The sequence below is a fragment of the Azospirillum sp. UENF 111221 genome, from assembly GCF_058780625.1.
In genome coordinates this window covers 2,804,277-2,829,198 of the sequence record NZ_JBSNCH010000005.1, presented here as the reverse complement: position 1 = coordinate 2,829,198, position 24,922 = coordinate 2,804,277, and the positions used below count along the sequence as shown (strand labels likewise).

Annotated in this window: 24 protein-coding genes; 12 read left to right on the top strand and 12 right to left on the bottom strand. The window is 66.7% G+C overall.

All coding sequences use genetic code 11. The annotated features are described in order from the left end of the window. The first annotated feature begins 42 nt into the window (after positions 1-42). Entirely contained in the window at positions 43-501 is a 459-nt protein-coding gene (locus ACWPN3_RS28245) for a hypothetical protein (protein WP_109095416.1), read from the top strand. A gap of 245 nt (positions 502-746) precedes the next feature. After that, complete coding sequence (locus tag ACWPN3_RS28240; protein ID WP_492261870.1) at positions 747-2,849, top strand: sodium-translocating pyrophosphatase; 2,103 nt, start codon at positions 747-749, stop codon at positions 2,847-2,849. 70 nt (positions 2,850-2,919) lie between these two features. Here ACWPN3_RS28240 and nrdR read toward each other — a convergent pair whose 3' ends face one another. The 3 genes from nrdR to rpiB all read right to left on the bottom strand — a co-directional run bounded on the left by nrdR (position 2,920) and on the right by rpiB (position 5,308). Next, positions 2,920-3,387 carry a transcriptional regulator NrdR gene (gene nrdR, locus ACWPN3_RS28235; protein WP_109095414.1) on the bottom strand — a complete coding sequence of 156 codons (468 nt, stop codon included), beginning with the start codon at positions 3,385-3,387 and terminating at the stop codon, positions 2,920-2,922. A 32-nt stretch (positions 3,388-3,419) separates the two neighbouring features. Continuing rightward, positions 3,420-4,721, bottom strand: coding sequence for a serine hydroxymethyltransferase (gene glyA / locus ACWPN3_RS28230; protein ID WP_098740214.1), 1,302 nt, complete (start codon positions 4,719-4,721; stop codon positions 3,420-3,422). 149 nt (positions 4,722-4,870) lie between these two features. Continuing rightward, positions 4,871-5,308, bottom strand: coding sequence for a ribose 5-phosphate isomerase B (rpiB, locus tag ACWPN3_RS28225; RefSeq protein WP_109095413.1), 438 nt, complete (start codon positions 5,306-5,308; stop codon positions 4,871-4,873). Positions 5,309-5,893: 585 nt separating this feature from the next. Here rpiB and ACWPN3_RS28220 point away from each other — a divergent pair. Beyond that, on the top strand, positions 5,894-6,337 hold the full coding sequence (locus ACWPN3_RS28220; protein WP_014247241.1) for a Ros/MucR family transcriptional regulator: 444 nt from the start codon (positions 5,894-5,896) through the stop codon (positions 6,335-6,337). A gap of 128 nt (positions 6,338-6,465) precedes the next feature. Here ACWPN3_RS28220 and ACWPN3_RS28215 read toward each other — a convergent pair whose 3' ends face one another. Together ACWPN3_RS28215 and ACWPN3_RS28210 are read right to left on the bottom strand one after the other, a co-directional pair. Next, entirely contained in the window at positions 6,466-6,990 is a 525-nt protein-coding gene (locus ACWPN3_RS28215; RefSeq protein ID WP_109095412.1) for a hypothetical protein, read from the bottom strand. Positions 6,991-7,386: 396 nt separating this feature from the next. Continuing rightward, on the bottom strand, positions 7,387-7,617 hold the full coding sequence (locus ACWPN3_RS28210; protein WP_098740216.1) for a DUF6898 family protein: 231 nt from the start codon (positions 7,615-7,617) through the stop codon (positions 7,387-7,389). A gap of 169 nt (positions 7,618-7,786) precedes the next feature. On the opposite strand from ACWPN3_RS28210, the gene ACWPN3_RS28205 reads away from it, so the two are divergent. The 5 genes from ACWPN3_RS28205 (at position 7,787) to ACWPN3_RS28185 (ending at position 11,865) form a co-directional block, all read left to right on the top strand. Beyond that, on the top strand, positions 7,787-8,299 hold the full coding sequence (locus tag ACWPN3_RS28205) for a YciE/YciF ferroxidase family protein (RefSeq protein WP_098740217.1): 513 nt from the start codon (positions 7,787-7,789) through the stop codon (positions 8,297-8,299). Positions 8,300-8,425: 126 nt separating this feature from the next. Further along, complete coding sequence (locus ACWPN3_RS28200) at positions 8,426-8,845, top strand: hypothetical protein (RefSeq protein ID WP_109095411.1); 420 nt, start codon at positions 8,426-8,428, stop codon at positions 8,843-8,845. Between the two features lie 81 nt (positions 8,846-8,926). Continuing rightward, positions 8,927-9,337 carry a hypothetical protein gene (locus ACWPN3_RS28195; RefSeq protein WP_109095410.1) on the top strand — a complete coding sequence of 137 codons (411 nt, stop codon included), beginning with the start codon at positions 8,927-8,929 and terminating at the stop codon, positions 9,335-9,337. 9 nt (positions 9,338-9,346) lie between these two features. Then, a complete protein-coding gene (locus ACWPN3_RS28190; RefSeq protein WP_492240227.1) occupies positions 9,347-9,829 on the top strand; it encodes a GNAT family N-acetyltransferase in 483 nt (160 codons plus the stop codon). A 350-nt stretch (positions 9,830-10,179) separates the two neighbouring features. After that, complete coding sequence (locus ACWPN3_RS28185; protein WP_492240226.1) at positions 10,180-11,865, top strand: methyl-accepting chemotaxis protein; 1,686 nt, start codon at positions 10,180-10,182, stop codon at positions 11,863-11,865. Positions 11,866-11,907: 42 nt separating this feature from the next. On the opposite strand, the gene ACWPN3_RS28180 is transcribed toward ACWPN3_RS28185, so the two are convergent. The 5 genes from ACWPN3_RS28180 to pdxH form a co-directional block, all read right to left on the bottom strand. Next, on the bottom strand, positions 11,908-12,729 hold the full coding sequence (locus ACWPN3_RS28180) for a universal stress protein (protein WP_492240225.1): 822 nt from the start codon (positions 12,727-12,729) through the stop codon (positions 11,908-11,910). A gap of 208 nt (positions 12,730-12,937) precedes the next feature. After that, entirely contained in the window at positions 12,938-14,050 is a 1,113-nt protein-coding gene (hypD, locus tag ACWPN3_RS28175) for a hydrogenase formation protein HypD (protein WP_174471894.1), read from the bottom strand. Between the two features lie 91 nt (positions 14,051-14,141). Then, positions 14,142-15,545 (bottom strand): methyl-accepting chemotaxis protein, encoded by a 1,404-nt coding sequence (locus ACWPN3_RS28170; RefSeq protein ID WP_492240224.1) that lies wholly within the window; start codon positions 15,543-15,545, stop codon positions 14,142-14,144. 231 nt (positions 15,546-15,776) lie between these two features. Then, positions 15,777-16,679 (bottom strand): cation diffusion facilitator family transporter, encoded by a 903-nt coding sequence (locus tag ACWPN3_RS28165; protein WP_492240223.1) that lies wholly within the window; start codon positions 16,677-16,679, stop codon positions 15,777-15,779. A 114-nt stretch (positions 16,680-16,793) separates the two neighbouring features. Further along, positions 16,794-17,411: a pyridoxamine 5'-phosphate oxidase gene (gene pdxH, locus ACWPN3_RS28160; protein WP_492240222.1), complete on the bottom strand. Its 618-nt coding sequence runs from the start codon at positions 17,409-17,411 to the stop codon at positions 16,794-16,796. Between the two features lie 198 nt (positions 17,412-17,609). Here pdxH and ACWPN3_RS28155 point away from each other — a divergent pair, with 198 nt between their 5' ends. Together ACWPN3_RS28155 and ACWPN3_RS28150 are read left to right on the top strand one after the other, a co-directional pair. Then, on the top strand, positions 17,610-18,083 hold the full coding sequence (locus ACWPN3_RS28155; protein WP_109095404.1) for an RT0821/Lpp0805 family surface protein: 474 nt from the start codon (positions 17,610-17,612) through the stop codon (positions 18,081-18,083). 51 nt (positions 18,084-18,134) lie between these two features. After that, positions 18,135-19,100: a DnaJ C-terminal domain-containing protein gene (locus ACWPN3_RS28150; RefSeq protein WP_492261869.1), complete on the top strand. Its 966-nt coding sequence runs from the start codon at positions 18,135-18,137 to the stop codon at positions 19,098-19,100. A gap of 70 nt (positions 19,101-19,170) precedes the next feature. Here the strand turns inward: ACWPN3_RS28150 and ACWPN3_RS28145 are convergent, their stop codons facing one another. After that, positions 19,171-20,553 carry a YihY family inner membrane protein gene (locus tag ACWPN3_RS28145; RefSeq protein ID WP_247872701.1) on the bottom strand — a complete coding sequence of 461 codons (1,383 nt, stop codon included), beginning with the start codon at positions 20,551-20,553 and terminating at the stop codon, positions 19,171-19,173. Between the two features lie 118 nt (positions 20,554-20,671). Here ACWPN3_RS28145 and fabI point away from each other — a divergent pair, with 118 nt between their 5' ends. Then, the gene (gene fabI, locus ACWPN3_RS28140) at positions 20,672-21,520 is read left to right on the top strand and encodes an enoyl-ACP reductase FabI (RefSeq protein ID WP_109095401.1); all 849 of its coding nucleotides are present in this window, start codon (positions 20,672-20,674) and stop codon (positions 21,518-21,520) included. Between the two features lie 216 nt (positions 21,521-21,736). Next, positions 21,737-22,825: a hypothetical protein gene (locus ACWPN3_RS28135; protein WP_492241374.1), complete on the top strand. Its 1,089-nt coding sequence runs from the start codon at positions 21,737-21,739 to the stop codon at positions 22,823-22,825. 83 nt (positions 22,826-22,908) lie between these two features. Here the strand turns inward: ACWPN3_RS28135 and ftsH are convergent, their stop codons facing one another. Beyond that, a complete protein-coding gene (ftsH, locus tag ACWPN3_RS28130) occupies positions 22,909-24,846 on the bottom strand; it encodes an ATP-dependent zinc metalloprotease FtsH (protein WP_109095399.1) in 1,938 nt (645 codons plus the stop codon). Between the last annotated feature and the right edge of the window lie 76 nt (positions 24,847-24,922).

Sequence of the window (24,922 nt, the reverse complement as noted above, 5' to 3'; positions counted from 1 at the left end):
CGCAGGGTTCGGCGCTTCGCCGTCTGTCTGAGGTGTGTTGCCGTGGTCAAGGCTCTGATCGTCCTCGTTCTCGGCATCGTCTTGCTGGGCGGCGCCAGCTTCGGTGGCTGGTTCGTCTATCAGAAATACTTCACCGAACATCCCGACGCACCGCCGAAGAAGGTGGAGCCGCCGCCCAAGCCGCCGACCGCCTTCGTCCGCCTGCCCCCGCTGGTGGTGCCGATGATCGGCCCGACCCGAGTCGAACAGTTCGTGACCGTCGTGGTCGCGGTGGAAGTGCTTCTGGAAAAGCAGCCGATGGTCCAGGCCAACCAGCCGCGCCTGACCGACGCCTTCCTGACCGCGCTCTATGGCGGCATTGCGGACAAGTCGATCCTGAACGGGGCTTTGGTCAATATTCCTGCCGTAAAGACCAAGTTGGCGGAGGCCGCCGGCAAAGTCGTCGGCAAGGATGCGGTCTATGACGTGCTGGTCCAGGCGGTTACGCAGCGCAATCTCTGACCGCCTCCCAGGGCACCCGCAATTCGCACCCATTTTGCGGTGCATTATCCCGACACTACCCACAAAGGCCAGGGGCACCCCCGGCCATTTCGCCGCGTTGCGCCGCCCCGTGCGGCGGTTGCAAAGCGGCCGCACCGGGCGCATGCTTTTCCCGATAATACTTGCGCCCGACTTCTCCCCCACTTGATCACCGTGGTGGGACCAGCCTTTCCGGGGCGCGACCTTAAAATCAATCGGGGGATGCGATGGCTCTAGCGTTCATCGTCATCATCGCCGCCGGCCTGCTCGCGCTGGCCTACGGTTTTCGTACCGGAAAAGAAGTCATGGCCGCGTCGCCTGGGTCCGAACGGATGCAGGCCATCGCCGCCGCGGTGCAGGAAGGGGCGCGCGCCTATCTGAACCGCCAATACACCACCATCGCCATCGCCGGCGCCGTCCTGCTGGTCATCCTGTGGGTGACGCTGGGCTTTCCGGTGGCCTTGGGCTTCCTGATCGGCGCCGTGCTGTCGGGCAGCGCCGGCTATGTCGGCATGAACGTCTCGGTCCGCGCCAACGTCCGCACCGCCGAGGCCGCCACCCGCGGCCTGGCGCCGGCACTCGACATCGCCTTCAAGTCGGGCGCGATCACCGGCATGCTGGTGGTCGGGCTCGGGCTGCTGGGCGTCGGCGGCTATTTCGGCATCCTGACGCTGGTCTACCACGTCAACGATCCCGTCGAGGTGCGCACGATCCTCGAGGCGCTGGTGGCGCTCAGCTTCGGTGCCTCGCTGATCTCGATCTTCGCCCGGCTGGGCGGCGGCATCTTCACCAAGGGCGCCGACGTCGGCGCCGACCTCGTCGGCAAGGTGGAGGCCGGCATCCCGGAGGACGACCCGCGCAACCCGGCGGTCATCGCCGACAATGTCGGCGACAATGTCGGCGACTGTGCCGGAATGGCCGCCGACCTGTTCGAGACCTACGCCGTCACCATCGTCGCCACCATGCTGTTGGCGGCGATTTTCTTTACCGGCGGCGTGTTGCGGATGATGCTGGTCTATCCGCTGCTGATCGGCGCTGTCTGCATCCTGGCCTCGGTCGCCGGCACCTTCGCGGTGAAGCTCGGCCCCGACAACAACATCATGAAGGCGCTCTACAAGGGGCTGGCGGTCGCGGCCGGCATCTCGCTGGTGCTGATCCTGATCGTCACGGCGATCCTGTTCGGCTTCACCCGCGCCATCACCATGACCGACGGCGTGTCGATCACCGGCTTCAACCTGCTGGTCTCGGCCCTGGTCGGGCTGGGCGTCACCGGCCTCTTGGTCTGGATCACCGAGTTCTACACCTCGACCGCCTTCCGCCCGGTGCGCAGCGTCGCCAAGGCGTCGGAGACCGGGCATGGCACCAATGTCATCCAGGGTCTTGCCGTGTCGATGGAATCGACCGCCCTGCCGGTGATCGTCATCTGCGCCGGCATCCTGATCGCCCACGGGCAGGCCGGCGTCTTCGGCATCGGCATCGCCGCGACGACGATGCTGGCGCTGGCCGGCATGGTGGTGGCGCTCGACGCCTATGGGCCGGTCACCGACAATGCCGGCGGCATCGCCGAGATGTCGGACATGCCCGCCAACATCCAAGTCACCACCGACGCGCTGGACGCCGTCGGCAACACGACCAAGGCGGTGACCAAGGGCTATGCCATCGGCTCCGCCGGTCTGGCCGCCCTGGTTCTCTTCGCGGCTTACGTCCAGGATTTGGGCCATTACTTCCCCAACATTCCGGTCGAGTTCCGGCTGAACGACCCCTACGTCGTCGTCGGGCTGCTGGTGGGCGGCCTGCTGCCCTATCTGTTCGGGGCCATGGGCATGACCGCCGTCGGCCGCGCCGCCGGGTCCGTCGTCGTGGAGGTGCGGCGCCAGTTCCGCGAAATCCCCGGCATCATGGAAGGCACCGCCAAGCCCGATTACGGCCGTGCGGTGGACATGCTGACCAAGGCGGCGATCAAGGAGATGATCATCCCCTCGCTGCTGCCGGTCCTGGCCCCGGTGGTCCTCTATCTGGTGATCGCCGCCATCGGCGGGCGGGCGGCCGGCTTCGCGTCCCTGGGCGCCATGCTGCTGGGAACCATCGTCACCGGCATCTTCGTCGCCATTTCGATGACGTCGGGCGGCGGTGCCTGGGACAACGCCAAGAAGTACATCGAGGAGGGCAATCACGGCGGCAAAGGCTCCGACGCCCACAAGGCGGCGGTGACCGGCGATACCGTCGGCGACCCCTACAAGGACACCGCCGGCCCGGCGGTGAACCCGATGATCAAGATCACCAACATCGTGGCGATCCTGCTGCTGGCGATCCTGGCCCAGGTCGGATGAGGGCTCGGCTGAGGGCTCGGGTGAGCGACCGGTGCGGGGCAGGACAACCGCCTGCCCCGCACCGACGCATTTACAGTCCCGGCGAGGCTTCCGGCGCCAGAGTTTCCACGAACTCGTTGAAGTCGGAAGCCTCGCGGAAATCCTTGTAGACGGAGGCGTAGCGGATATACGCCACCTGATCCATCGTCTGCAGCGCTTCCATGATCTTCTCGCCGATCTGCTTCGACGGGATTTCGCTCTCGCCGGAGGATTCCAGCTGGCGGACCATGCTGTTCACCACCCGGTCGATGCGGTCGCCGTCGATCGGGCGCTTGCGCAGCGCGATCCTCATCGACCGCAACAGCTTCTCGCGGTCGAAGGCTTCGCGCTGGCCGTTGCTCTTCACCACCGTCAGTTCGCGCAGTTGGACGCGTTCGAAGGTGGTGAAGCGGGCGCTGCAACTGGGACAGAAGCGCCGCCGGCGGATTGCCGAGTTGTCTTCGGTCGGGCGCGAGTCCTTGACCTGGGTGTCCTCGTTTCCGCAGAACGGGCAGCGCATCTGGTGGTTTCCCCCCTTTACGGCGTGGGCGATTACAGCGTCGGGTAGATCGGGAACTGACGGCACAGGCCGCGGACACGCTCGCGCATTGCCGCCTCGACCGCCGTGTTGTCGCCGGAGTTGCTGGCGGCCAGCCCGTCCAGCGTCTCGACGATCATCTCGCCGACCTGTTTGAACTCGGCGGTGCCGAAGCCGCGGGTTGTCGCCGCCGGGCTGCCCAGGCGGACGCCGGAGGTGATCATCGGCTTCTGCGGGTCGAACGGCACGCCGTTCTTGTTGCAGGTCATGCCGGCATGCTCGAGGCTGGCTTCCGCCGCCTTGCCGGTCAGGTTCTTCGGACGCAGGTCGACCAGCACGATGTGGCTGTCGGTGCCGCCCGACACGATGTCCAGCCCGCCGGCGATCAGCGTCTTGGCCAGCACCTGGGCGTTGTCGACCACCGCCTGGGCATAGGTCTTGAACTCCGGACGCAGCGCCTCGGCGAAGGCAACCGCCTTGGCGGCGATGACATGCATCAGCGGGCCGCCCTGGAGGCCGGGGAAGACGGCCGAGTTGATCTTCTTGGCGATGTCTTCCTTGTTGGTCAGCACCATGCCGCCGCGCGGGCCGCGCAGCGTCTTGTGGGTGGTGGTGGTGACCACGTCGGCATAGGGGAACGGGTTCGGATAGACGCCGCCGGCGATCAGGCCGGCATAGTGGGCGATGTCGACCATGAAGATCGCGCCGACCTCGTCCGCGATGGCGCGGAAGCGCTCATAATCCAGCACGCGCGGATAGGCGGAGCCGCCGGCGATGATCAGCTTCGGCTTGTGCTCGCGGGCCAGAGCCTCGACCTGATCGAAGTCGATCAGGTGGTCGTCCTTGCGCACGCCGTACTGCACGGCCTTGAACCACTTGCCCGACATGTTGGGGGCGGCACCGTGGGTCAGGTGGCCGCCGGCGGCCAGCGACATGCCCAGCACGCAGTCGCCCGGCTGCAGCAGGGCCAGCAGCACCGCCTGGTTGGCCTGGGAGCCGGAGTTCGGCTGCACGTTGGCGAAATCGCAGCCGAACAGCTTGCAGGCGCGCTCGATGGCGAGGTTCTCCGCCACGTCGACGAATTCGCAGCCGCCGTAGTAACGCTTGCCCGGATAGCCCTCGGCATACTTGTTGGTCAGGACCGAGCCCTGCGCTTCCAGCACCGCCTGGGAGACGATGTTCTCGGAGGCGATCAGCTCGATCTGCTCCTGCTGGCGGACCAGCTCGTCGCGCACCGCGCGGGCCAGTTCGGGATCGGTCTCGGCAAGCGAGGCGGCGAAGAAGCGGCCGATCTCTGCGGTGTTGCTGCTGGTCATGGCGGGAGGTTCCTCAATCGAAGTGGCATCAGGCAGGACAGGCGCGCGGCCAACCTGCCGTCGTCAGGTCTTTCCGGGCTCTGTCGCGTCCCGGTTGCGGGCCTTCACGGCCAAATGATTGGGCCAGGAAAAGCGGCGCGGGAACGCGCTCAGCCCATCTTGGCGATGCGGCGGCTGTGACGCTCGCCGCCTTCAAAGTCGGTCTTCAGGAAGATTTCGACGCAATCCTTGGCGATCTCCGGCCCGACGATGCGGGCGCCCAGCGCGATCACGTTGGCGTCGTTGTGCTCGCGCGACAGGCGCGCGGTGGTCACGTCGTGCACCAGGGCGGCGCGGATGCCGGGATGGCGGTTGGCGGCGATGCTGATGCCGATGCCGCTGCCGCAGACCAGCACGCCGCGCTGCGCCCGGCCGTCGGTGACGGCGGCGGCCAGCGCCGCGGCGAAGTCCGGGTAATCGACCGAGGCCGGACCGTCGGTACCGAGATCGAGGACGGTGTAACCGGCGCCCTCAAGCTGCCGTGCGATCTGAGCCTTCAGCTCATAGCCGGCGTGATCGGATGCGAGTGCCACGGTGCGGACGGTCATGACGGCGGAAACTCCGGTGCGGTCGGTAACGGATACGGGCAGTACGGATGCACGGGCGGCAACCGGGCCGGCGAAGCGGCCTGCAATCGGGCGAAAGACGCCGGCACCCTACCAGATGTCGGTGCCAACCGCCACAGCCACACCATGACATGGATGCATAGCTAAACCCAGCACCGCCGGGCAGCGGTCGATTTGGCGGTCGATTTACGGCGCACGATCGGCCGGCACACAGCCGGAGCGGCACCGACGCCCATCACCGCGAAAGTTTGGCCTCTGTTTTCACCTCTTCGTTGCCGAAGGGGCAAAACAAGGGAGATAGCCGATTCGTTATATGCGGGGGAAATCCGCCAATTGCTGCAACGGAGTCGGGGGAAAATCGCAAGCCGGCGCCTACTAGACGCGCCTTAAAGCCGCGGCACAGCCACAACCGTGCAACGATTTTCAGCGAAGGCTGATTTAAGCGGCGTTCCTTTGTTCTGGCCGACAAGAGCAACTAATTTGATGCTTGCCGAAATTATATTGACACCCAAATCACGGTATGCAACTTGGTTCCTACGGACAAATGAAAAACCAGGACACAGTGCAATGAGCGACCAGCTTCGCGCCGATGTACCGGACAATGCGCTGCTGCGGATGACCGCCGACATCGTATCGGCGTATGTCAGCAAGAACGTGTTGCCTGCTCAGCAAATCCCCGACGTGATCAATACGGTCTACTCGTCGCTGACCGGTCTGAATGGTCAGCCCCGAGAGGTCGCGGCGGAGCCGCTGAAGCCGGCCGTTCCGATTCGTAAGTCAGTGACGCCCGAATACATCGTCTGCCTGGAAGACGGGAAGAAGTTGAAGATGCTGAAGCGGCACCTTCGCTCGACCTACAACATGTCGCCGGACGAATATCGCGCACGCTGGGGACTTCCGCCCGACTATCCGATGGTCGCGCCGAACTATGCGGCTCAGCGTTCGGAATTCGCCAAGCGCATCGGCCTGGGCCGCAGTTCCGGCCGTCAGACCCGCCGCAAGGCCGGTTGATCGCGTAAAGTCCGTATGCAACGCGGGCCGATCCACCCAGGATTCGGCCCGTGTGCGTGTCCGGTCGATGGCCCTGCCATCCGATTGGTTGAAGCTGCGAATCGGTTGCATTCGATGGGCCGCAAGCCTCAGTTGGCACACCCTTTGCGGCCCGACAGGCGGCAGTTGAAACGGTCGACATTTCGACTCAATTCGCGTCCAGTCGACACATTTTCTTCGTTCAGGCAGGTCAGATAGGTCATCGACTTGTCGACGTAATCCTTCACTTCGCCCTGACAGGAAGACATCTTGTCGGCGCTGAGGAAGGTCGCCTGGTCGTCCATGCACAGCGGCACACCCGGCTTCAGGCAGCCCGCGGCCGGCGTCGTCGGTTGCGGGGCGGTCGGGGCCGCTCCACCGTTTGCCGTCCCGGCAGCGGCACCGGCGGCACCGGGGGCGGACTGACGGCCGCCATGGTCCTGTGCGCCATGGCCCGGCTTCTGGGACGGCTGGGACGAAGCGGCCAGCGCCGCCTGCGGGATCGCCAGGACCGGCAAGGCTGCAACCGAAGCGGTTCCCAACGCCGCAGACATCAGCGACACACGCAGGAAAGCCGTCACGCCCAGCGTCCCGAAGCCTGCCGCCCTAAAACCCGCCGCCTTAAAACCCAACATGGCCTCGATCCTCTGGCGTTTCATTCTTCTGCCCGAAGGCCGGCACGGAAAACGGCCCGGCCGACACCCCGCTTAACCGGCTGAACGGCGCAGGGAAAGGGGCTTTCCTTATGCGCCATTCGTTCAGAGATGCGCGGTTCTACAAGCGTTACACCCCCTGCGCCAGTGTCAACGGGCAGGCATAGGTCTACTGTCGGGGTCGAGCGGTTCGCTCTACGACCGGCGGGCCGACCAAGTGTCGGGGCCGCCGGCGGAGGCATGCCGGCGCTCACCATCAGCAAAAGCCAGACTTCGATACGCGCCGCCCGGCCCCGTCCGGCGGCGCGTTTTCTTTTCGCCCCTTGCGAAAGGGAGCAATCCACGGCAGATGCGCAACCTCTGGATGTTCAGGCCCGGTCAGTAAAGTCCGCCGCCCCGCTTCGGCCCCGGCTTGGCCGGGGCGGCTGGGCCGACGCCCTTGTTCTGCACGAAGCGCAGCTTGTTGATCGCCGTCCGTTTCAGCAGTTCCTGGCTGCCGGTTGCCGGGCCGGCCACCGTCACCTCGACGCCGGTCCTGGCATCGATGGCGGTCACCCGCAGATAGCTGCCGACCCGCTGGAACTCGAACAGCACGTCACCGTCGGTCATGCCCAATGCCCTCCCTCGGCCCGGTTCCACATCGCCCGGTCTTCCTTACCCTAAGGTCAGTCCCCGTTCGAGACCGCAACACCCGGCAGCCATCGCTGTTGTCCATCCAGCCATTCGGCGCGCAGGAGCCCCGCTCCGCCAACCCCCACTGCGAGGAAGGACCACCAAAATGGCCGCCAAGACGATGCAGGATCTGCTGATCGAGGATCTTCGCGACATTTACCACGCCGAGAAGCAGATCGCGAAGGCCCTGCCGAAGATGGCCAAGGCCGCCAGCTCCGACCAACTGCGCCAGGCGTTTGAAACCCATCTGGAACAGACCCATGGGCAGATCGAGCGGCTCCAGCAGGTGTTCGAGGAGCTCGACACCCGTCCGCGCGGCAAGCATTGCGACGCGATGGAGGGGCTGATCAGCGAAGCCCAGGAAATCCTGGAGATGGGCCTGGCGCCCGAGGTGCAGGACGCCGCCCTGATCGCCGCCGCCCAGAAGGTGGAGCATTACGAGATCGCCAGCTACGGCACGCTGCATGCCTTCGCCACCGCCTGCGGCCTCGACAAGGTCGCCCAGCTGCTGGACGAGACGCTGCAGGAGGAAAAGGACACCGACACGCTGCTCAACAAGCTGGCGATCGGCGACGTCAACAAGAAGGCGATGGCGGCCAGCGGCAGGAAGGCCGCCTGATCCCGTAATCCCTCAAGTCTTCCGTGACCAATCGTTCCCGGCCCTGCATAAGGGCCGGACCCTGGTTGCAAGCGCCGCGTCGGACCGATAGCATCCCCGCTGTCCGGTCCTTCGCGGTGTTCCGTCATGCGTCGCCTTTTGTGTGCCTTCGGCCTTGCCCTGCTCCTGACGCTGCCGTCGGCGCCATCGGCCGTTGCGAACGAGGGGGCGCCGGGCGCACTTCCACCGTCGGTGCGGATCAAGCCGCTGATGGTCCCGGTGGTGAATGCCGGACGGATCGAGAAGTACACCCAGGTCGAAGTGAACCTGGAGATCGGCAACGCCCTGAAGCTGGGCGAGGTGCAGCTCAGCATCCCGCGCCTGCACGACGCCATCCTGACCGCCATCTACAAGGGCGTGGACGAGGGCTGGATCGTCCGCGGCAACATCGCGAACGTGCCTGCCCTGCGCCGCCGCATCGACGAATCGGTGATCGCCATGTTCGGCAAGGACGTGGTCAGCCGCATCCTCATCACGCCCATCGCGCGGCAGTCATCGCTGCAGTAGACTGCTCCCCGGACAAGCTCCGCAATTCAAGGCGCCGTACAAGGCCCCCGTATTGAAGCCCCCTTCAAGGATCGACCCGTCATGCCCCTCGTCTATGTCGCGCGCAGCGCCGCCCTGACCAAATGGGCGTCCGACGTCGGACAGGGAAAGCACATCTACAAGCTGGGCATCGCGGAGGATGAGGCCGCGGTCAAGGCAGAGGTCGCCGCCGGCTGGGGTGGCGAATCCGACTGGAAGCTGATCCAGACCAAGCCGGTCGAGGAGCTGGACGAGGAAACCGCGCTGGCCCGGCTCGGCCGGCGCGAAAAGGCCATCGACCCCACCTATTACCCGCGGCTCAAGGGAGCGGCCGGCGTGTACCGCATCACCCTGACCAACGTTCAGAACAGCCTGCTGGTCGCCAAGGCGATGACCGCGGACGAGCCGCTGACCGACGTCAAGGTGAAGCCCAAGGACATCGCCGACTACATGATCCGCAACGCGATTGCCTGAGAAATCCCCGTGAAGACCGCCCCGCCGCCCGTCCGCCGCGTCGCTTTCGATGCCATGACGCTGCGCGACCTGCACGACATGCTGGCCCTGCGCAGCCGCGTGTTCGTGGTCGAGCAGGCCTCCCCCTACCCCGACATCGACGGCCGCGATCCCGGCGCGCTTCACCTGATCGCGGTGGACGAAGCGGGCGCCATCGTCGGCTGTGCCCGCTGCCTCGGCCCTGGTGAAAATGGCCCGGATGGAGCGAATCCGGACGCGCCGGTCTCCTTCGGCCGTCTGGCGGTCGACCCGTCGCAACGCTCCACCGGGCTGGGGCGGGCGCTGGTGGCGGAGTCGCTGACGGTGCTGGCGGAGCGCTGGCCCGACCGCGACGTGGTCATCGGCGCGCAGCAGCATCTCGAACGCTTCTACGGCAGCTTCGGCTTCGTCCGGGATACCGAGCCGTACGACGATTTCGGCATTCCCCACATCGACATGCGGCTGCGGCGCTGACGCTCCTTTCACCGGCCCGCCGCCTCTGCCGTCGCTTGCCCCCCGAATCCCATCCCCGTGCCGCCACCACGTCGATGCGACACAACGCCTCACGCATACGGTAGTATTGCCGCCTGCGAAAGACAACGGATCGTTGTTAACGCTTTGTTTTCCGCTCAGGCATAAGCCTTACGTAACAGTCCGATGATTTCGTCATACGTAAAATTTTCGATGATCGAAATCGAAATCGATGACGTATCAGTGTTCGCATTCGATCGGGTCAAAGCATCACCCTTTCGTATGCAACTCCAAAGGCGAGGCGACTGTCCCCGCTAGGCAAAGGCCTGTCCGGTTACATGAGGGGCAAGACGATGTCCTGGTTCACCAATCTCCGCATCGGCGGAAAGCTGTTGACGGCATTTTCTGCATTGATCGTCATCATTGGCGCAATCAGCATTGCCAACTATTCGACCCTTTCGTCGATCCAGTCCTCCATCGGTTGGACAATCCACACCTACCGCGTGATCCAGACCGCCGATGCGGCGATGGCGGCGATGGTGGATCAGGAAACCGGTCTGCGCGGCTATCTGGTCAGCGGCGATCCGGCCTTCCTCGAGCCCTACCGCTCTGGCACGCAGTCCTTCGACCGGGCCCTGGCGGAGGTGAAGTCGCTGACCGCCGACAACCCGCAGCAGCAGGCCCGGGTGGAGGATCTGCGCAGGCACGCCGCCATCTGGCGCGAAACGGTGGCGGAAAAGGAAATCGCCCTGATGTCCAAGGCCGACACGCGTGAGGAGGCCCGCGCGATGGAGGCGAAGGCGCTCGGCAAGGCATCGATGGACCACATCCGCAGGTTGGTCCGCGAGGTCGACGATGCTGAACGTGCGCTGCTGGCGCTGCGCGACGCGGAGCAGAAGACCGCCTTCTCGACCGGCTACGTCACCGCCGTCGCCGGCGCGCTGATCTCCCTTCTGGTCGCCGTGGCCGCCGGTCTGGTGCTGCGCGGCTCCATCGCCACGCCCATCGTCGCCATGACCGCCGCCATGGCACGGCTGGCCGGCGGCGACCGCGCCGTCGAGGTGCCCGGCGTCGGCCGCAGGGACGAGGTCGGTGCCATGGCCGAGGCGGTCGATGTCTTCAAGCGCAACGCCATCGAAGCCGACCGCCTCTCTGCCGCCCAGCGCGCCGAGGAGGAGGCCAAAGCCCGCCGCGCCGCCCGGCTGGAGGAGTTGATGCACGCCTTCGAGGGCAACGTCGGCGCGGTGGTGCAGAGCCTGTCGGGTGCCGCGACCCAGATGCAGCAGTCGGCCGGCACGCTGACCAGCACCGCCGACGAGACCAACCGCCAGAGCACCACGGTTGCGTCGGCCGCCGAGCAGGCATCCGCCAACGTCCAGACCGTCGCCGCCGCCGCGGAGGAACTGTCCTCCTCCATCGCCGAGATCGGCCGTCAGGTCACCCAGTCGACCCGCGTCGCCGAACAGGCGGTCAGCGGCGCCAACCGTGCCAACGGCGTGGTGTCCGGCCTCGCCGAAGGAGCGCAGAAGATCGGCGAGGTGGTTGACCTCATCAACAACATCGCGGCGCAGACCAATCTTCTGGCGCTCAACGCCACCATCGAGGCGGCGCGGGCCGGAGAGGCCGGCAAGGGCTTTGCCGTCGTGGCGAGCGAGGTGAAGAGCCTCGCCAACCAGACAGCCAAGGCGACCGAGGACATCACCGGCCAGATCGCCACCATCCAGGGCGCGACGCGCGAGGCGGTGTCCGCCATCGAGGAGATCGGCCGCATCATCACCGAGATCAGCCAGATCTCCGCGACCATCGCCTCGGCGGTGGAACAGCAGAGCGCCGCGACCCAGGAAATCAGCCGCAATGTCCAGGAAGCGGCCCAGGGCACGCAGCAGGTGACCAGCAACATCGTCGGCGTCACCCGCGCCGCCGGCGACACCGGCCGCGCTGCCGGCGAAGTCCGCAGCGTCGCCGAGCACCTGACCGGCGAATCCACCCGCCTGCGCCAAGAGGTGGAGAGCTTCCTCGACGGGGTGAAGGCGGCGTGATGAACCAGGGGGACGCGACCCGGCGCCCCCCTGCCCCAGTCCTCAATGCGACAGCAGCAGCGGCACCGGGCAGGTGCGCAGGACATGCCGCGTCCCGCTGCCGCGGTGCAGGAACGGGAAGCCGTAATGCCCATGGGCGCCCATCACCAGCAGGTCGGCCCCGGTGTCCATGGCGCGGGCCAGCAGCGCGTCCATCGCGCCGATGTCGGTCACGGTGAAGTGGGTCTGCTCGGCCGTCACGCCGTGCAAGGCGAGATGGTCGAGCACGCCGACCCGCGGCGTCTCCGGCGCGGAGGAGGAGGCCTGGGTCAGCACGGTGATGACCGTCACCTCCTTGGCCTGCTCAAGCATCGGCATGGCGTCGGACAGGGCGCGGGCGGCTTCGCGCTCGGCGTTCCAGGCGACGGCCACACGCTGGCCGATGGTGGCGAAGCGGCCGGCATAGGGGATGACCAGCACCGGGCGGCCGGAATTCAGCACCACCTGCTCGTTCAACTCCTCCGGCGCCGCCTGCGATCCGGCCTCGCGGTCATACTGGCCCAGCACCGTCAGGTCGGCGAAGCGCGACCAGATGATGACCTCGCGGATGACATGGTTGTACTCGCCATGGGTCAGGCCGTGCCAATGGCCCTGCAACCCGGACGCGGCGAGCTTTTCCTTGAACAGCGCCTCGCTGCGGGCAGCGGCTTCGCCCAGATGGTCGCTGGACCGGCGGGCGATCACGCTGGTGGCGTTGCGGTCGCCCTGCGCGAACAGGCCGCGCAGGACGGCGCCATGACGCTGGGCCAGCGCGATTGCGGCATCGAGACGCGCCTCGACATGCGGGCTGCTGTCGAGATGGACGAGGATGTGCTTGTAGGTCATGCGGGCCCTCCCGGTATGAAATGCGAAGTCTTATGACGTCTGCGGTTCTCCGCCGGACCGATCTGCGGGACGAAACGCGGCCAGACGGATTGTTTCATATGCATCATGTTCAGCCGGGCGGCGTTCGTCCAGCCGCGTTCTTCCGGCCTGCGGCGAGAAGTCGCAACGAGACGAACCGGCCGTGCGGAAAAACCGAGCCGGGAACCGGTCAGGCGTCGCGGAACCGTCCATAGGTGTAATGCGCGGCGCACGCGCCCTCGGCCGAGACCATGCAGGACCCCATGGGGTTCTCCGGGGTGCAGACGGTGTCGAACAGCTTGCAGTCGACCGGCCGCTTCACCCCACGCAGGATGGCGCCGCAATCGCAGCCCTTGTGGTCGGGAACGCTGGCCCCGGCGATGGGAAAGCGCCGCTCGGCATCGAAGGCGGCATAGGCGTCGCGCAGCTTCAGCCCGCTGTGCGGGATGCTGCCCAGTCCACGCCATTCGAAGGACGGCCGGGTCTCGAAAATCTCCAGAACCAGCGCCTGGGCCTTGCGGTTGCCGTCGGCGGTGACGGCGCGGGTGAACTGGTTCTCCACCTCCGCCCGACCGTCGTTGATCTGGCGGACCAGCATCAGGATGGATTGCAGCACGTCGAGCGGCTCGAAGCCGGAGATCACCACCGGCTTGCCGTGCTCCGCCGCGGCCGGGGCATAGGCCTCCGACCCGATGACGACCGAGACATGGGCCGGCCCGACGAATCCGTCGAGCGACAGCCCCTCGTCGGCCCCGGCCAGGATGCCCTGGATGGCCGACGGGGTGAGCACATGGTTGCAGAAGACGGAGAAGTTGGTCAGCCCCTGCGCCGCGGCGGCACGCACGGCCAGCGCCGTCGGCGGGGTCGTCGTCTCGAAGCCGATGGCGAGGAACACCACCTGCCGGTCCGGATTTTCGGCGGCGATGCGCACCGCCGCATCGGCGGTCACCACCATCCGCACGTCGGCCCCCTGCGCCTTGGCCTTCAGCAGGCTGAGCCGCCCCGATCCCGGCACGCGCATCACGTCGCCATACGTGCACAGCGTCACCTCCGGCCGGCGGGCGAGCGCGATGGCGTCGTCGATCCGCCCGACCGGCAGGACGCAGACCGGGCAGCCCGGCCCGTGGATCATCCGCACATTGCCGGGCAGCAGGTCGGGGATGCCATAGCGGGAGATGGCGTGGGTGTGGCCGCCGCAGAACTCCATCAGATGATAGGAGCGGTCGGCCCGCACCTCCCGCGCGATGGCGGCGGCGACATTGCGGGCCAGAACCGGATCGCGGAACTCTTCGACGTATTTCATGGTCGCTCCCTCTGCCCCGCCATTTCACCCGCAAGGCTGATCGTATGCGTTGATACGGATCAAGAGGGAAGCCCGGGAAATCGTCCCGCCGTCAGACTTTGTAGGCCAGCCGCAGCCCGCCCCAATGGCGTCCACGCACGGTGACGGGGGCGGAGACGTCCTTCATCAGCGCGAACTTCCCGCCGCCCATGTCGCGCCGGTAGGTCTGGAGCAGGAAGGGCTTGGTGCTGCGGCCGGCGGCCAGCCCGACGCGGTCGTTGAAGATGCGGCGGTTGCGGCAGTTGGCGGCGTTCCAGACCGGGTCGCGGCCCTGGGGCTGGCTGAACTGACGGTTGTGGGTCGGCAGATAGCCGTTCTCGTCCACCGCCACGCAGAAGACGATGCGGCCGTTGGCCGTCAGCACCGGCTCCTGGATGCCGGGCAGGACGCGGTCGCACAGCTGGGTGTAGCGGGTCATGACCTGCTGCGGGTCCGATCCGGCGACCGGTTGGTACTGGCGGTCGAACAGGTCGGATTCGCTGATGTCGCCGCGGGCCAGCGCATCCTCGAAGGCGGCGGACACCTTTGCGGCGGCGTCCTTCACCGCGGCGATGAAGGGGGTGTCGACCGTCTCGATGTTCAGTTCGGCGGTGACGCCGATCAGCCGCTCGCTCATCCCGACCAGGCTGTTCACCCGGTCGCGCGCCTGGGCCAGATTCTCGCTGGACAGCTTCACGCCCACCGCCAGATCGGCGATCTCGCGCTCCAGTTCGCCGCAATTGCCGCCGATCTCGGCCGATGCGGCATCGATCTTGTCGGTCTCGCCGTTCAGCTCGCGCATGGCGCGGCCGACCGTCTCGATCACCGTGCCGATGGCGGTGGTCCCCTCGCTGACCGCGCGGGCCTTGGCGGCGCTGGCGGCGCTCTCCGCCATCAGGCGCTGCGCCTGCTCGTTCAAGGATTTCAGCGTCGCATCGATCTCGGTGGTCGCCTCGCTGGTCTTGGTGGACAGCGACTTCACCTCGTTCGCCACCACGGCGAAGCCGCGCCCGGCATCGCCGGCGCGTGCCGCCTCGATGGTGGCGTTCAACGCCAGCAGGTTGGTCTGCTTGGCGATGGTGAAGATCTCCTTGGCGACCTTGCCGACGCGGTCGAGCGCGTCGCGCAGCCCGGCGATCTGCCCTTCGATCCCCGTCACCGACGACACCAGGGAATGGATGTCGGACAAGGATTTCTGCACGCGGTCGTGGGAACTGTCGACCTCCTGCCGCGCCTGTTCGGTCACCGAGCGCGCGATGGCCGAGGCCTGGGAAATCCGGTCCGTGCTGCGCGACATCTTGGCGCCGGTGTCGCGCAGTTGGGCGAACACCTCCGACTGGTGGGTGACGCGGGCGTTCACATCCTCGATATGGCCGGCGATATCCGCAATCTCGATGCCGAGGTTGCCAGCCTCCTCCGCGATGTCCGCGATCAGATGCGGACGAAGCCCAAAGCCACCATCCATCATGTCCACCATTTTTGCTGTTTTATAACTGAGCGCTTTCTCCCGAGACCGATTATTGCGCTTTTGATACAGATTCGCAACGAACGGGGTGACCGAGCCGAACCCGGCCCCCCTGTCCATTGGTAGGATACCTTAAGGAGAGGCGCGCCCAGTGATTGTGCAGCCTCCCTGGTTGGACGCGAAATACGGGATATCCCGCAATACGGTTCCGTATTACGCGCCGTGCGCGGTGACGTTCCGCTCTCAGCCGGCGATCCGGTGGTCCAAACGCTCGTCGGCCAGACCGGCGGGCTCCTGGTGGACCAGCACCTCGGCATTGGCGAAGGCATCGCGCAGCCGCACCTCCACCCGGTCGGCGATCTCGTGCGCGGCGGTCAGGGTCAGGCCGCCGTCCAGCTCCAGATGCAGCTCGATGAAGCAGCCGGTACCGGCATTGCGGGTGCGCAGGTCGTGCAGGCCGCGCACCCCCGGCTCGGCCAGCGCCAGTTCGGCGATGCGGCCGCGCTCCTCTTCCCCCAGTTCGCGGTCCATCAGCACGTCCAGCGCATCGCGCGCAACGCCGCGGGCGCCGTTCAGCAGGAACAGGGCGATGCCGATGCCAAACAGCGGATCGACCGCGGCCAGCCCGGTCGCCTCGGTCAGCAGGATGGCGACGATGACGGCACCGTTCATCAGCAGGTCGCCTGAATAATGCAGCCGGTCCGCCCCGATGGCGACCGACCCCGTGGCGGTCTGCACCCGGCGCTGGAAGGTGATCAGCCCGGCGGTCAACAGGATCGACAGCAGCATCACCGCGATGCCCATCGTCCCCTCGGCGATCGGCTCCGGCCGGACCAGCCGCCGCACCGCCTCGATGCTCAGCAGCACGGCGGAGCCGCCGATGAAGGCGGCCTGGGCAAGCGCCGCCAGCGCCTCCGCCTTGCCATGGCCGAAGCGGTGGTTGGCATCGGCCGGGCGCAGGGCATGGCGCACCCCCAGCAGCGTCACCACCGAGGCCATCAGGTCGGTGCAGGAATCGATCAGCGAGGACAGGATGCTGACCGACTCGGTCAAGAGATAGGCGCCAAGCTTCGCCGCGATCAGGGTCGAGGCCACCGACACGCTGGCATAGGTGGCATAACGGCGCAGACGGTCCGCCGAAGCCACGTTTTCCCCATTGTCGCCCACTGGTTCCCCCACTCCGCAATGCCGGCCGGGGCGCGACCGTAGCGGCCCATCCTTACAGGTCGCTTACGGCGCGCTCCGGTTTGACGGTTCCCTTTACGGGAACAGATGCTCGGTCGTCCAACCCGGCGCATCGGCAGCCGCTCCGTCCACCCGCTGGAACACCAGCCGGTCGTGCAGGCGGAACGGACGGTCGCGCCAGAACTCGATCCGCGACGGCAGGACACGGAAGCCGGTCCAGTGCGGCGGCCGCGGCACCGTGCCGATGGCGTATTTGGCGGCGAACTGCGCGACGCGCTTCTCCAGCTCCCACCGGCCCTCCAGCGGGCGCGACTGCTGCGAGGCCCAGGCGCCGATCCGGCTGTCGCGCGGACGGCTCTCGAAATAGGCGTCGGCCTCGGCGTCGGTGACGATCTCCACCGCCCCCTCGACCCGCACCTGCCGGCGCAGGCTCTTCCAGTGGAAGCACAGGGCGGCGTTCCGATTCGCCAGCAGCTGCGTGCCCTTGCGGCTCTCGGTGTTGGTGTAGAAGACGAAACCGCGCGGATCGATCCCCTTCAGCAGCACCATCCGCACCGACGGAATGCCGCTGGCGTCGGCGGTGGCGAGCGCCATGGCGTTGGGATCGTTGGGCTCGCTCTGTTCCGCCTCCTTCATCCAGTCGGCGAAGAGGTCGTAGGGGGAGCGGGGATCGCGGTCGTTGCTGTCCGTCATTCCTGTGGTCCTGTCTCGATGGGTCCCGCGCCGCCGGACAAGGGGTTGCGCGGCCGGTGCGGGAGCGTTCTTTTGTGCAAAAGCGAAAGGGTCACAGCCTCATCACAATTCACAGCAAGCATAGGGTCGCTTATATCACTGTCCACCGCGAAGCCACCGATTGGCTGCCGCGGCAACCAACCTTTTCGAGGCGCAAGGATGTTCGTGAAGAAAGTCGTTCCGGCCGTGATCGTCGTGGGCCTGCTGGCCGGGTGCCAGACGGGCGGTCAGAAGGAAACGGTCGGCACGGTCGGCGGTGCGGTCGCCGGCGGCCTGATCGGTTCGCAGATCGGCGGCGGAACGGGCAAGCTGGTGGCGACCGGCGTCGGCACGCTGCTGGGCGCCTTCATCGGCAAGGAGATCGGCGGCTCGCTCGACAAGGCCGATGCCGGCTATGCCGAGACCGCCGCCCGTCAGGCCTATGCCGCCCCGGTCGGCGACCGCATCAACTGGAACAACCCGCAGTCGGGCAATTCCGGCACCATCGTGACCACCCGCGACGGCTACAGCAACACCGGCACCTATTGCCGCGAGTTCCAGCAGACCATCGTGGTCAAGGGGCGGACGGAGCAGGCCTACGGAACCGCTTGCAAACAGGCCGACGGTACGTGGAAGATCATCGGCAACTCGTAACACCGCCGACCCGCAACCTTTGAGCCCCCCTGGGGCGGGAAATCTCTGCCCGTGGCTACGCGCGATCCCTACAGCGTTCTCGGCGTCAGCCGGTCCGCCAGTGCCGACGACATCAAGAAGGCATACCGCAAGCTCGCCAAGCAGCATCACCCGGACCTGAAGCCGGGCGATGCCGCCAACGAGGAGCGGTTCAAGGAAATCTCGGCCGCCTACACGCTGCTGTCGGATGCCGAGAAGCGCGCCCGCTACGACCGCGGCGAGATCGACCCGTCGGGGCAGGAACGGCACGCGGGCTTCGGCTCGCGCGGCCGGACCGCCGGCAGCCGCGGCAAGGCCTACAGCAGCACCGCCGACGACAGCTTCTTCGGCGGCGGCGACGACTGGTTCTCCGACCTGTTCGGCGGCGGCCGGCGCCGCCCCGGCGGGCCGGGGGCCGGAGCGGGAGCCGGGGCCGGCGGCTCCGCCGGGCCGAAGGTGCGGGGCAGCGACATCTCCTATTCCGTCACCGTCCCCTTCATCGAGGCGGCGAACGGGTCGAAGCGCCGCATCAACCTGTCCAACGGCAAGAGCATCGACGTCGCCATCCCGGCCGGGACGGAGAACGAGTTGAAGCTGCGCCTGAAAGGCCAGGGCCTGCCCGGCATGGGCGGCATGCCCAACGGCGACGCCATCGTCGAGGTGCATGTCGAATCCCACCCCTTCTTCACCCGGCAGGACGGTGACATCCATGTCGAGGTGCCGATCACGCTGAACGAGGCGGTTCTGGGTGCGACCGTCAATGTCCCGACGATCAGCGGCAAGGTCGCGGTGAAGGTGCCGCCGGGCGCCAACACCGGCTCCGTCCTGCGCCTGCGCGGCAAGGGCGTGGTCAACCAGGCCACCAAACAGCCGGGCGACCAGTATGTGAAGCTGAAGGTCGTCCTGCCCGACCCGCCCGACGGCGAACTGGTCAAGTTCGTCGAGGAATGGGCGAAGACCCGCAGCTACGACGTCCGCAAGAAAGCCGGGCTGGAGTAACCGCCGCCGCCGGGTTTCCCCCTCCCCTCAGGGCGCAGAACCGCTTCGGCCCGCCGCCGCTGCCGGTCCCCTATTTCTTCACCGCCCGCAGCGGCACCGGCCCGGTGCCTGCCTGCCCCGCCCCTTGCCCCGCCCCTTGCCCCGCCGGCTGACCTTCCGGCGGCGGATCGTCGTTCAGCAGGGTCTTCAGCGGCACGTTCAGCAGATCGCCCTGCCGCGCCTCGGCGGTGTCCAGCAGGCGGGCGGTGCGCTCCTGCCAGGGCAGGTCAAGGCCGCCCAGCCCATGGACCGAGCCGCGCATGCCGATGCCCAGCGCCTTCATCAGCTCCAGCAGGGTCGCCTCGCCCATGTCGCGGGTGACCACCCAGGCGTCGCGGGTGGTGTGCGCCACCCAATGGGCATCGCGCAGCTGTTCCAGGATGCCGTCGATCAGCAGCGTGCCCACCGGCACCCGCCCGACCAGCGTGCGGCGGCGCATGCCGACACCGAGCCGGCTCGCCTCCATCAACTCATGCAGGACGGCCAGAGCCAGCGCCAGCCGCTGGGCCGGCAGCAGCCCCTCCATGCCGCCGCGGGTGACCTTGCCCGCCCGCCATTCGGGCAGCGACGCGGCGACAACCGCGCCGAACAGCACCGTCGACCACGCGATGTAGAGCCAGAACAGGAAGATCGGCACCACCGACAGGGCGCCGTAGATGGTCTGGTAGGCCGGGTATTCCCGCATGTACCAGCCGAAGATCGCCTTCGACCCTTCCAGCAGGATGGAGCCGATGGCCCCGCCGCACAGCGCGTCCAGCCAGAACACATCCCGATTCGGGATCACCAGATACAGCAGCGAGCAGCCGACCAGCTGCAAGGCGAAGGGCAGCAGCATGCCGATCCCCGCCAGCGGATGGACGACCCCTTCCAGATGCGCGACCTCCAGCGCCGTCCACAGCGTGCTGGACAGGGACAGGCTGGCACCGGCGAACAGCGGGGTCAGCGAGACCACCGCCCAGAAGGACAGGATGCGCGTCACGTAGGACCGCGGCTCGCGCACGCGCCAGACCGTGGCGAAGGATCCCTCGATGGTCCAGATCAGCAGCACCGCCGACACCGCCAGCCCGATCACGCCGAAGATCGGCATCTGGCCGGCGTTCGCCATGAAGCGGCCGAGATATTCCAGGATCGCGTCGCCGATCTCCGGCACCAGGTTCTTGACCAGCGCGGTCTGAATGCGCAGCTGCAGGGCGCTGAAGGCCGGGAATGCCGAGAAGATGGCGAAGCCGATGGTCATCATCGGCACGATGGCCAGCAGCGAGGTATAGGTCAGCGCCGCGGCGGTCTGGAAGCAGTTGTCGTTGTAGAAGCGCAGCATGGAGTGGCCGAAGAAGCCGCCAAGCTCCCGCAGGCCGGTCAGGATGCGGCTGCGCTCGGCGTCCTCATGGCCCGGATTGTCCTTAGGATGAGACATGCGACGCCTCCTGCGGCAAGACAGCCCGCGTCGGTTTGACCGTTGGGCGCTTTCGTGTAGGATGCGCCCCACTTTTCGCGGCTGGAGCCGCAGCACATCCGTCGTTCACGAGGTTCCGATGTCCAATCCGATGCCGCTCATGGCCGGCAAGCGTGGCCTGATCATGGGCGTGGCCAACGATCGTTCGATCGCCTGGGGGATCGCCTCCGCCCTGGCCCAGCACGGGGCGGAGCTTGCCTTCACCTACCAAGGCGACGCGCTGCTGAAGCGGGTGAAGCCGCTGGCCGAGCAGGTCGGCGCCAAGCTGGTCCTGCCCTGCGACGTCACGGACGAGGCCAGCATCGATGCGACCTTCGCCGCCATCGAGAAGGACTGGGGCAAGCTGGACTTCGTGGTTCATGCCATCGCCTTTTCCGACAAGAACGAGCTGGACGGGCTGTACCTGGACACCACGCGGGCCAACTTCCTGCGCACCATGGACATCTCCTGCTACTCCTTCACCGCGGTGGCGCAGCGCGCCGTGCCGCTGATGAAGGACGGCGGCAGCCTGCTTACCCTATCCTACTATGGCGCCGAGCGCGTCATGCCCCATTACAACGTGATGGGTGTCGCCAAGGCCGCGCTGGAAGCCAGCGTGCGCTATCTGGCAGTCGATCTGGGTGGCCGCAACATCCGTGTCAACGCCATCTCCGCCGGTCCGATCAAGACTCTGGCCGCCAGCGGCATCGGGGACTTCCGCTATATCCTGAAGTGGAACGAGCTGAACGCCCCGCTGAAGCGCAACGTCACCATCCAGGAGGTCGGCGGCGCCGGCCTGTTCCTGATGTCCGATCTGGGCAGCGGCGTCACCGGCGAGGTGATGCATGTCGACAGCGGTTACCACACCGTCGGCATGGTCGCGGTGGACGAGGCGGCCGAAGTCGCCAGCCTGCTCGGCTCGCTGGGCGGCACGCCGAAGGCCGGCTGACGCCACGGCCCGCTCGGTGGAACAGCCGGACGGTGCACGCAATCGCACGATGAAGAGAGGGATCGGTCCGCCGATCCCTCTTTGCGTTTGCGAATACGGCGTTTATGATTTGAGAAATATTCGCGGGATTGGGTAATATTCATGCGCGCTCGCAAGAAAATGGACTCGGTTTCTCCGATCCTTGAGCAGATCCTTTATGGCGGATCCAGCGTGTCGATGAATCTCATCGGCATCACGCGCGAGATTCCGGAAGAGCAGCGCATGTTCAAGGCTCAGGGCCTGAACAACTGCATCCTGTTCAAGTACCCGAACTTCGACGACCGCGACGACGACGGCGGCGATCCCATCGCCGAGGACGAGGAACTGGAGGGCGGCGAGCGCCCGGTCGAAACCGGGATCTATGTGCCGCACAACTCCAAGGCACCGGAGGCCGGCGGTGTCGCCGTCTATCTTCGCGGCCGCAACAGTGCGGCCCTGCTGGAAGAGCAGTTCGGCATCAAGCACGGGCCGCAGGAAAACGGCATCATCGGTGACATGAAGATGCTCCAGATGATCGACGACGTGCCGTCGCTCGACGCCTTCCTGCTGAAGACCTGCTTCGAGGCGGAGAAGATCAATGTCGATCCGCGCCACTGGCTGATCTCCAACGAGGAGGACCACCAGCTCCGCCGCCTGATCCGCGCCCGCATCGAGCCGATCGTCCGCAAGGCGCTGTCGGGCAGCCAGGGCAGCGCCGGAAGCGTCGAACGCTTCCTGGAGGCGATCTGGAACCCCAACCTGGAAGAAGCCGGCCTGTTCGTCTCCGCCTTCGGCATCGAACGGTCGGAGGCCGACACCATCTTCAGCGCGTGGAAGGGCACGACCTTCTACGAATACCAGCTGCGCCGCATCGCCCCGCGCGCCCGCACCATCCTGACCTGGCTGAAATCGCGCGAGTGCATCCCGGTCGACATCCGCATGCACAAGCCCTACGAGACCCAGCTGCTGATGCACATCGAGAAGGTGGGCAAGCTGCTGGAGACGACGCTGCTGGACATCCGCACCATCCTGTCGGACTACGAGACCTCCTTCAGCAGCTTCATGGCCGGCCAGCCGGAGCCGTTCCGCGACTATCTGCGCAGCATCCGGTCGCGCTACTGGCTGCTCGGCTACTGCGTGTCCGCGCTCACCAGCGTCGCCCATCTCGACGCCCGCTGCATGAAGAACACGCCGACGCGCAAGCTGTATTTCGAGGGCATGCAGAAGCTGCTGCGCCAGTTCGACGTGGCGCTGGACCGCCGCCGCGAGCAGAAGGGCGCGCTCTGAGCGGTTCCTGCCCACTTCGAAATCTGCCAAAGAAAAAGGCGGCGCCTCGCAGCGCCGCCTTCTTCATTTCCGAACCCGGAGCCTCAGGTGCCCTGCGGTTCCGGACCCATGCCACCGCTTTCCTGCCCGGTGCTGGGCGGAACGGAGGAGCGGCGGCCGGAGCCGGTGGTCGGACGCGGCGGGACGGCCATCGTCTCGCGGTCATCGTCGCGCAGGATCGGTTCGCCGCGCAGCAGACGGTTGATCTCGTCGCCGCTCAGCGTCTCGTACTCGAGCAGGCCCTTGGCCAGTGTGTGCAGCTGGTCGATGTTCTCGGTCAGGATGACCCGCGCGCGGTCGTAGCTCTCGTCCACGATGCGGCGGATTTCCTCGTCGACCAGTTGGGCCGTGCGGTCGGACATGTTCTTGTGCTGGGTCACGGAATGGCCCAGGAACACTTCCTGCGTCGGCTCGCCGTAGAGCAGCGGGCCGAGCTTGTCGCTCATGCCCCACTCCGTCACCATCCGGCGCGACATCTCGGTCGCCATCTTGATGTCGCCCGAGGCGCCGGTGGTCACCCGCTCCTTGCCGAAGATCAGCTCCTCGGCGATGCGGCCACCCATGGCGACGGTCAGGTCGGCCAGCAGCTTGGCCTGCGACAGGCTGATGCGGTCGCCTTCCGGCAGGCGCATCACCATGCCCAGCGCACGGCCGCGCGGGATGATGGTGGCCTTGTGGACCGGGTCGCTGTCGGCGCAGTGGATGGCGCAGATGGCGTGGCCGGCCTCGTGGTAGGCGGTCAGCTTCTTCTCGTCCTCGGTCATCACCATGGAGCGGCGTTCCGCACCCATCATGACCTTGTCCTTGGCGTTCTCGAACTCGGACATGCCGACGACGCGCTTGCCGATGCGGGCCGCGAGCAGCGCCGCCTCGTTCACCAGGTTCGCCAGATCGGCGCCCGAGAAGCCGGGGGTGCCGCGGGCGATGACCTTGGCGTCGACGTCCGGCGACAGCGGAACCTTCCGCATGTGGACCTTGAGGATCTTCTCGCGGCCCAGCACGTCGGGGTTCGGCACCACGACCTGACGGTCGAAGCGGCCCGGACGCAGCAGAGCGGGGTCGAGAACGTCCGGACGGTTGGTCGCGGCGATCAGGATCACGCCCTCGTTCGCCTCGAAGCCATCCATCTCGACCAGCAGCTGGTTGAGGGTCTGCTCACGCTCGTCGTTGCCGCCGCCCAGGCCGGCACCGCGATGGCGGCCGACCGCGTCGATTTCGTCGATGAAGATGATGCAGGGAGCGTTCTTCTTGCCCTGCTCGAACATGTCGCGGACGCGGGACGCACCCACGCCGACGAACATTTCGACGAAGTCCGAACCGGAGATGGTGAAGAACGGCACATTGGCTTCGCCGGCCACCGCGCGGGCGGTCAGCGTCTTGCCGGTGCCCGGAGGACCAACGAGCAGGCAGCCCTTCGGGATCTTGCCGCCCAGCCGCTGGAACTTCTGCGGGTCCTTCAGGAACTCGACGATCTCCGTCAGCTCCTGCTTGGCCTCGTCGATGCCGGCGACGTCGTCGAAGGTGACGCGGCCGACCTTCTCGGTCAGCAGGCGGGCCCGCGACTTGCCGAAGCCCATGGCCTTGCCGCCGCCGGATTGCATCTGGCGCATGAAGAAGATCCAGACGCCGATCAGCAGAAGCATCGGGAACCAGGACAGCAGCACCGAGAACAGCGACGGCACGTTGCTGTCGTCGGGGACCGCGTTGATCCGGACGTTCTTGTTGGTCAGGCGCTCCACCAGCCCCGCTTCGGGCGGGACATAGGTGCTGAAGGAGCGGCCGTCGGAGAAATGGCCCGAAACCTGGTTGCCCTTGATCGTCACGTCGGCGACCTGGCCCCGGTCCACTTCGGCGAGAAGCTCGCTGAACGGAACGGTCGTTTGCGGGCTGCGGGTGGAGGAACTCTGGAACAGGTTGAACAGGGCCACGAGCAGCAGCCCTATGATGATCCAGAGAGCGAGGTTCTTGCCGAAATTGTTCACGTCACACGCCTTTCTGCGAACCCATCGCCATGCGGTGCGCCGACAAGGCCGCACCCCGGTCTCCTACGGGCACGTT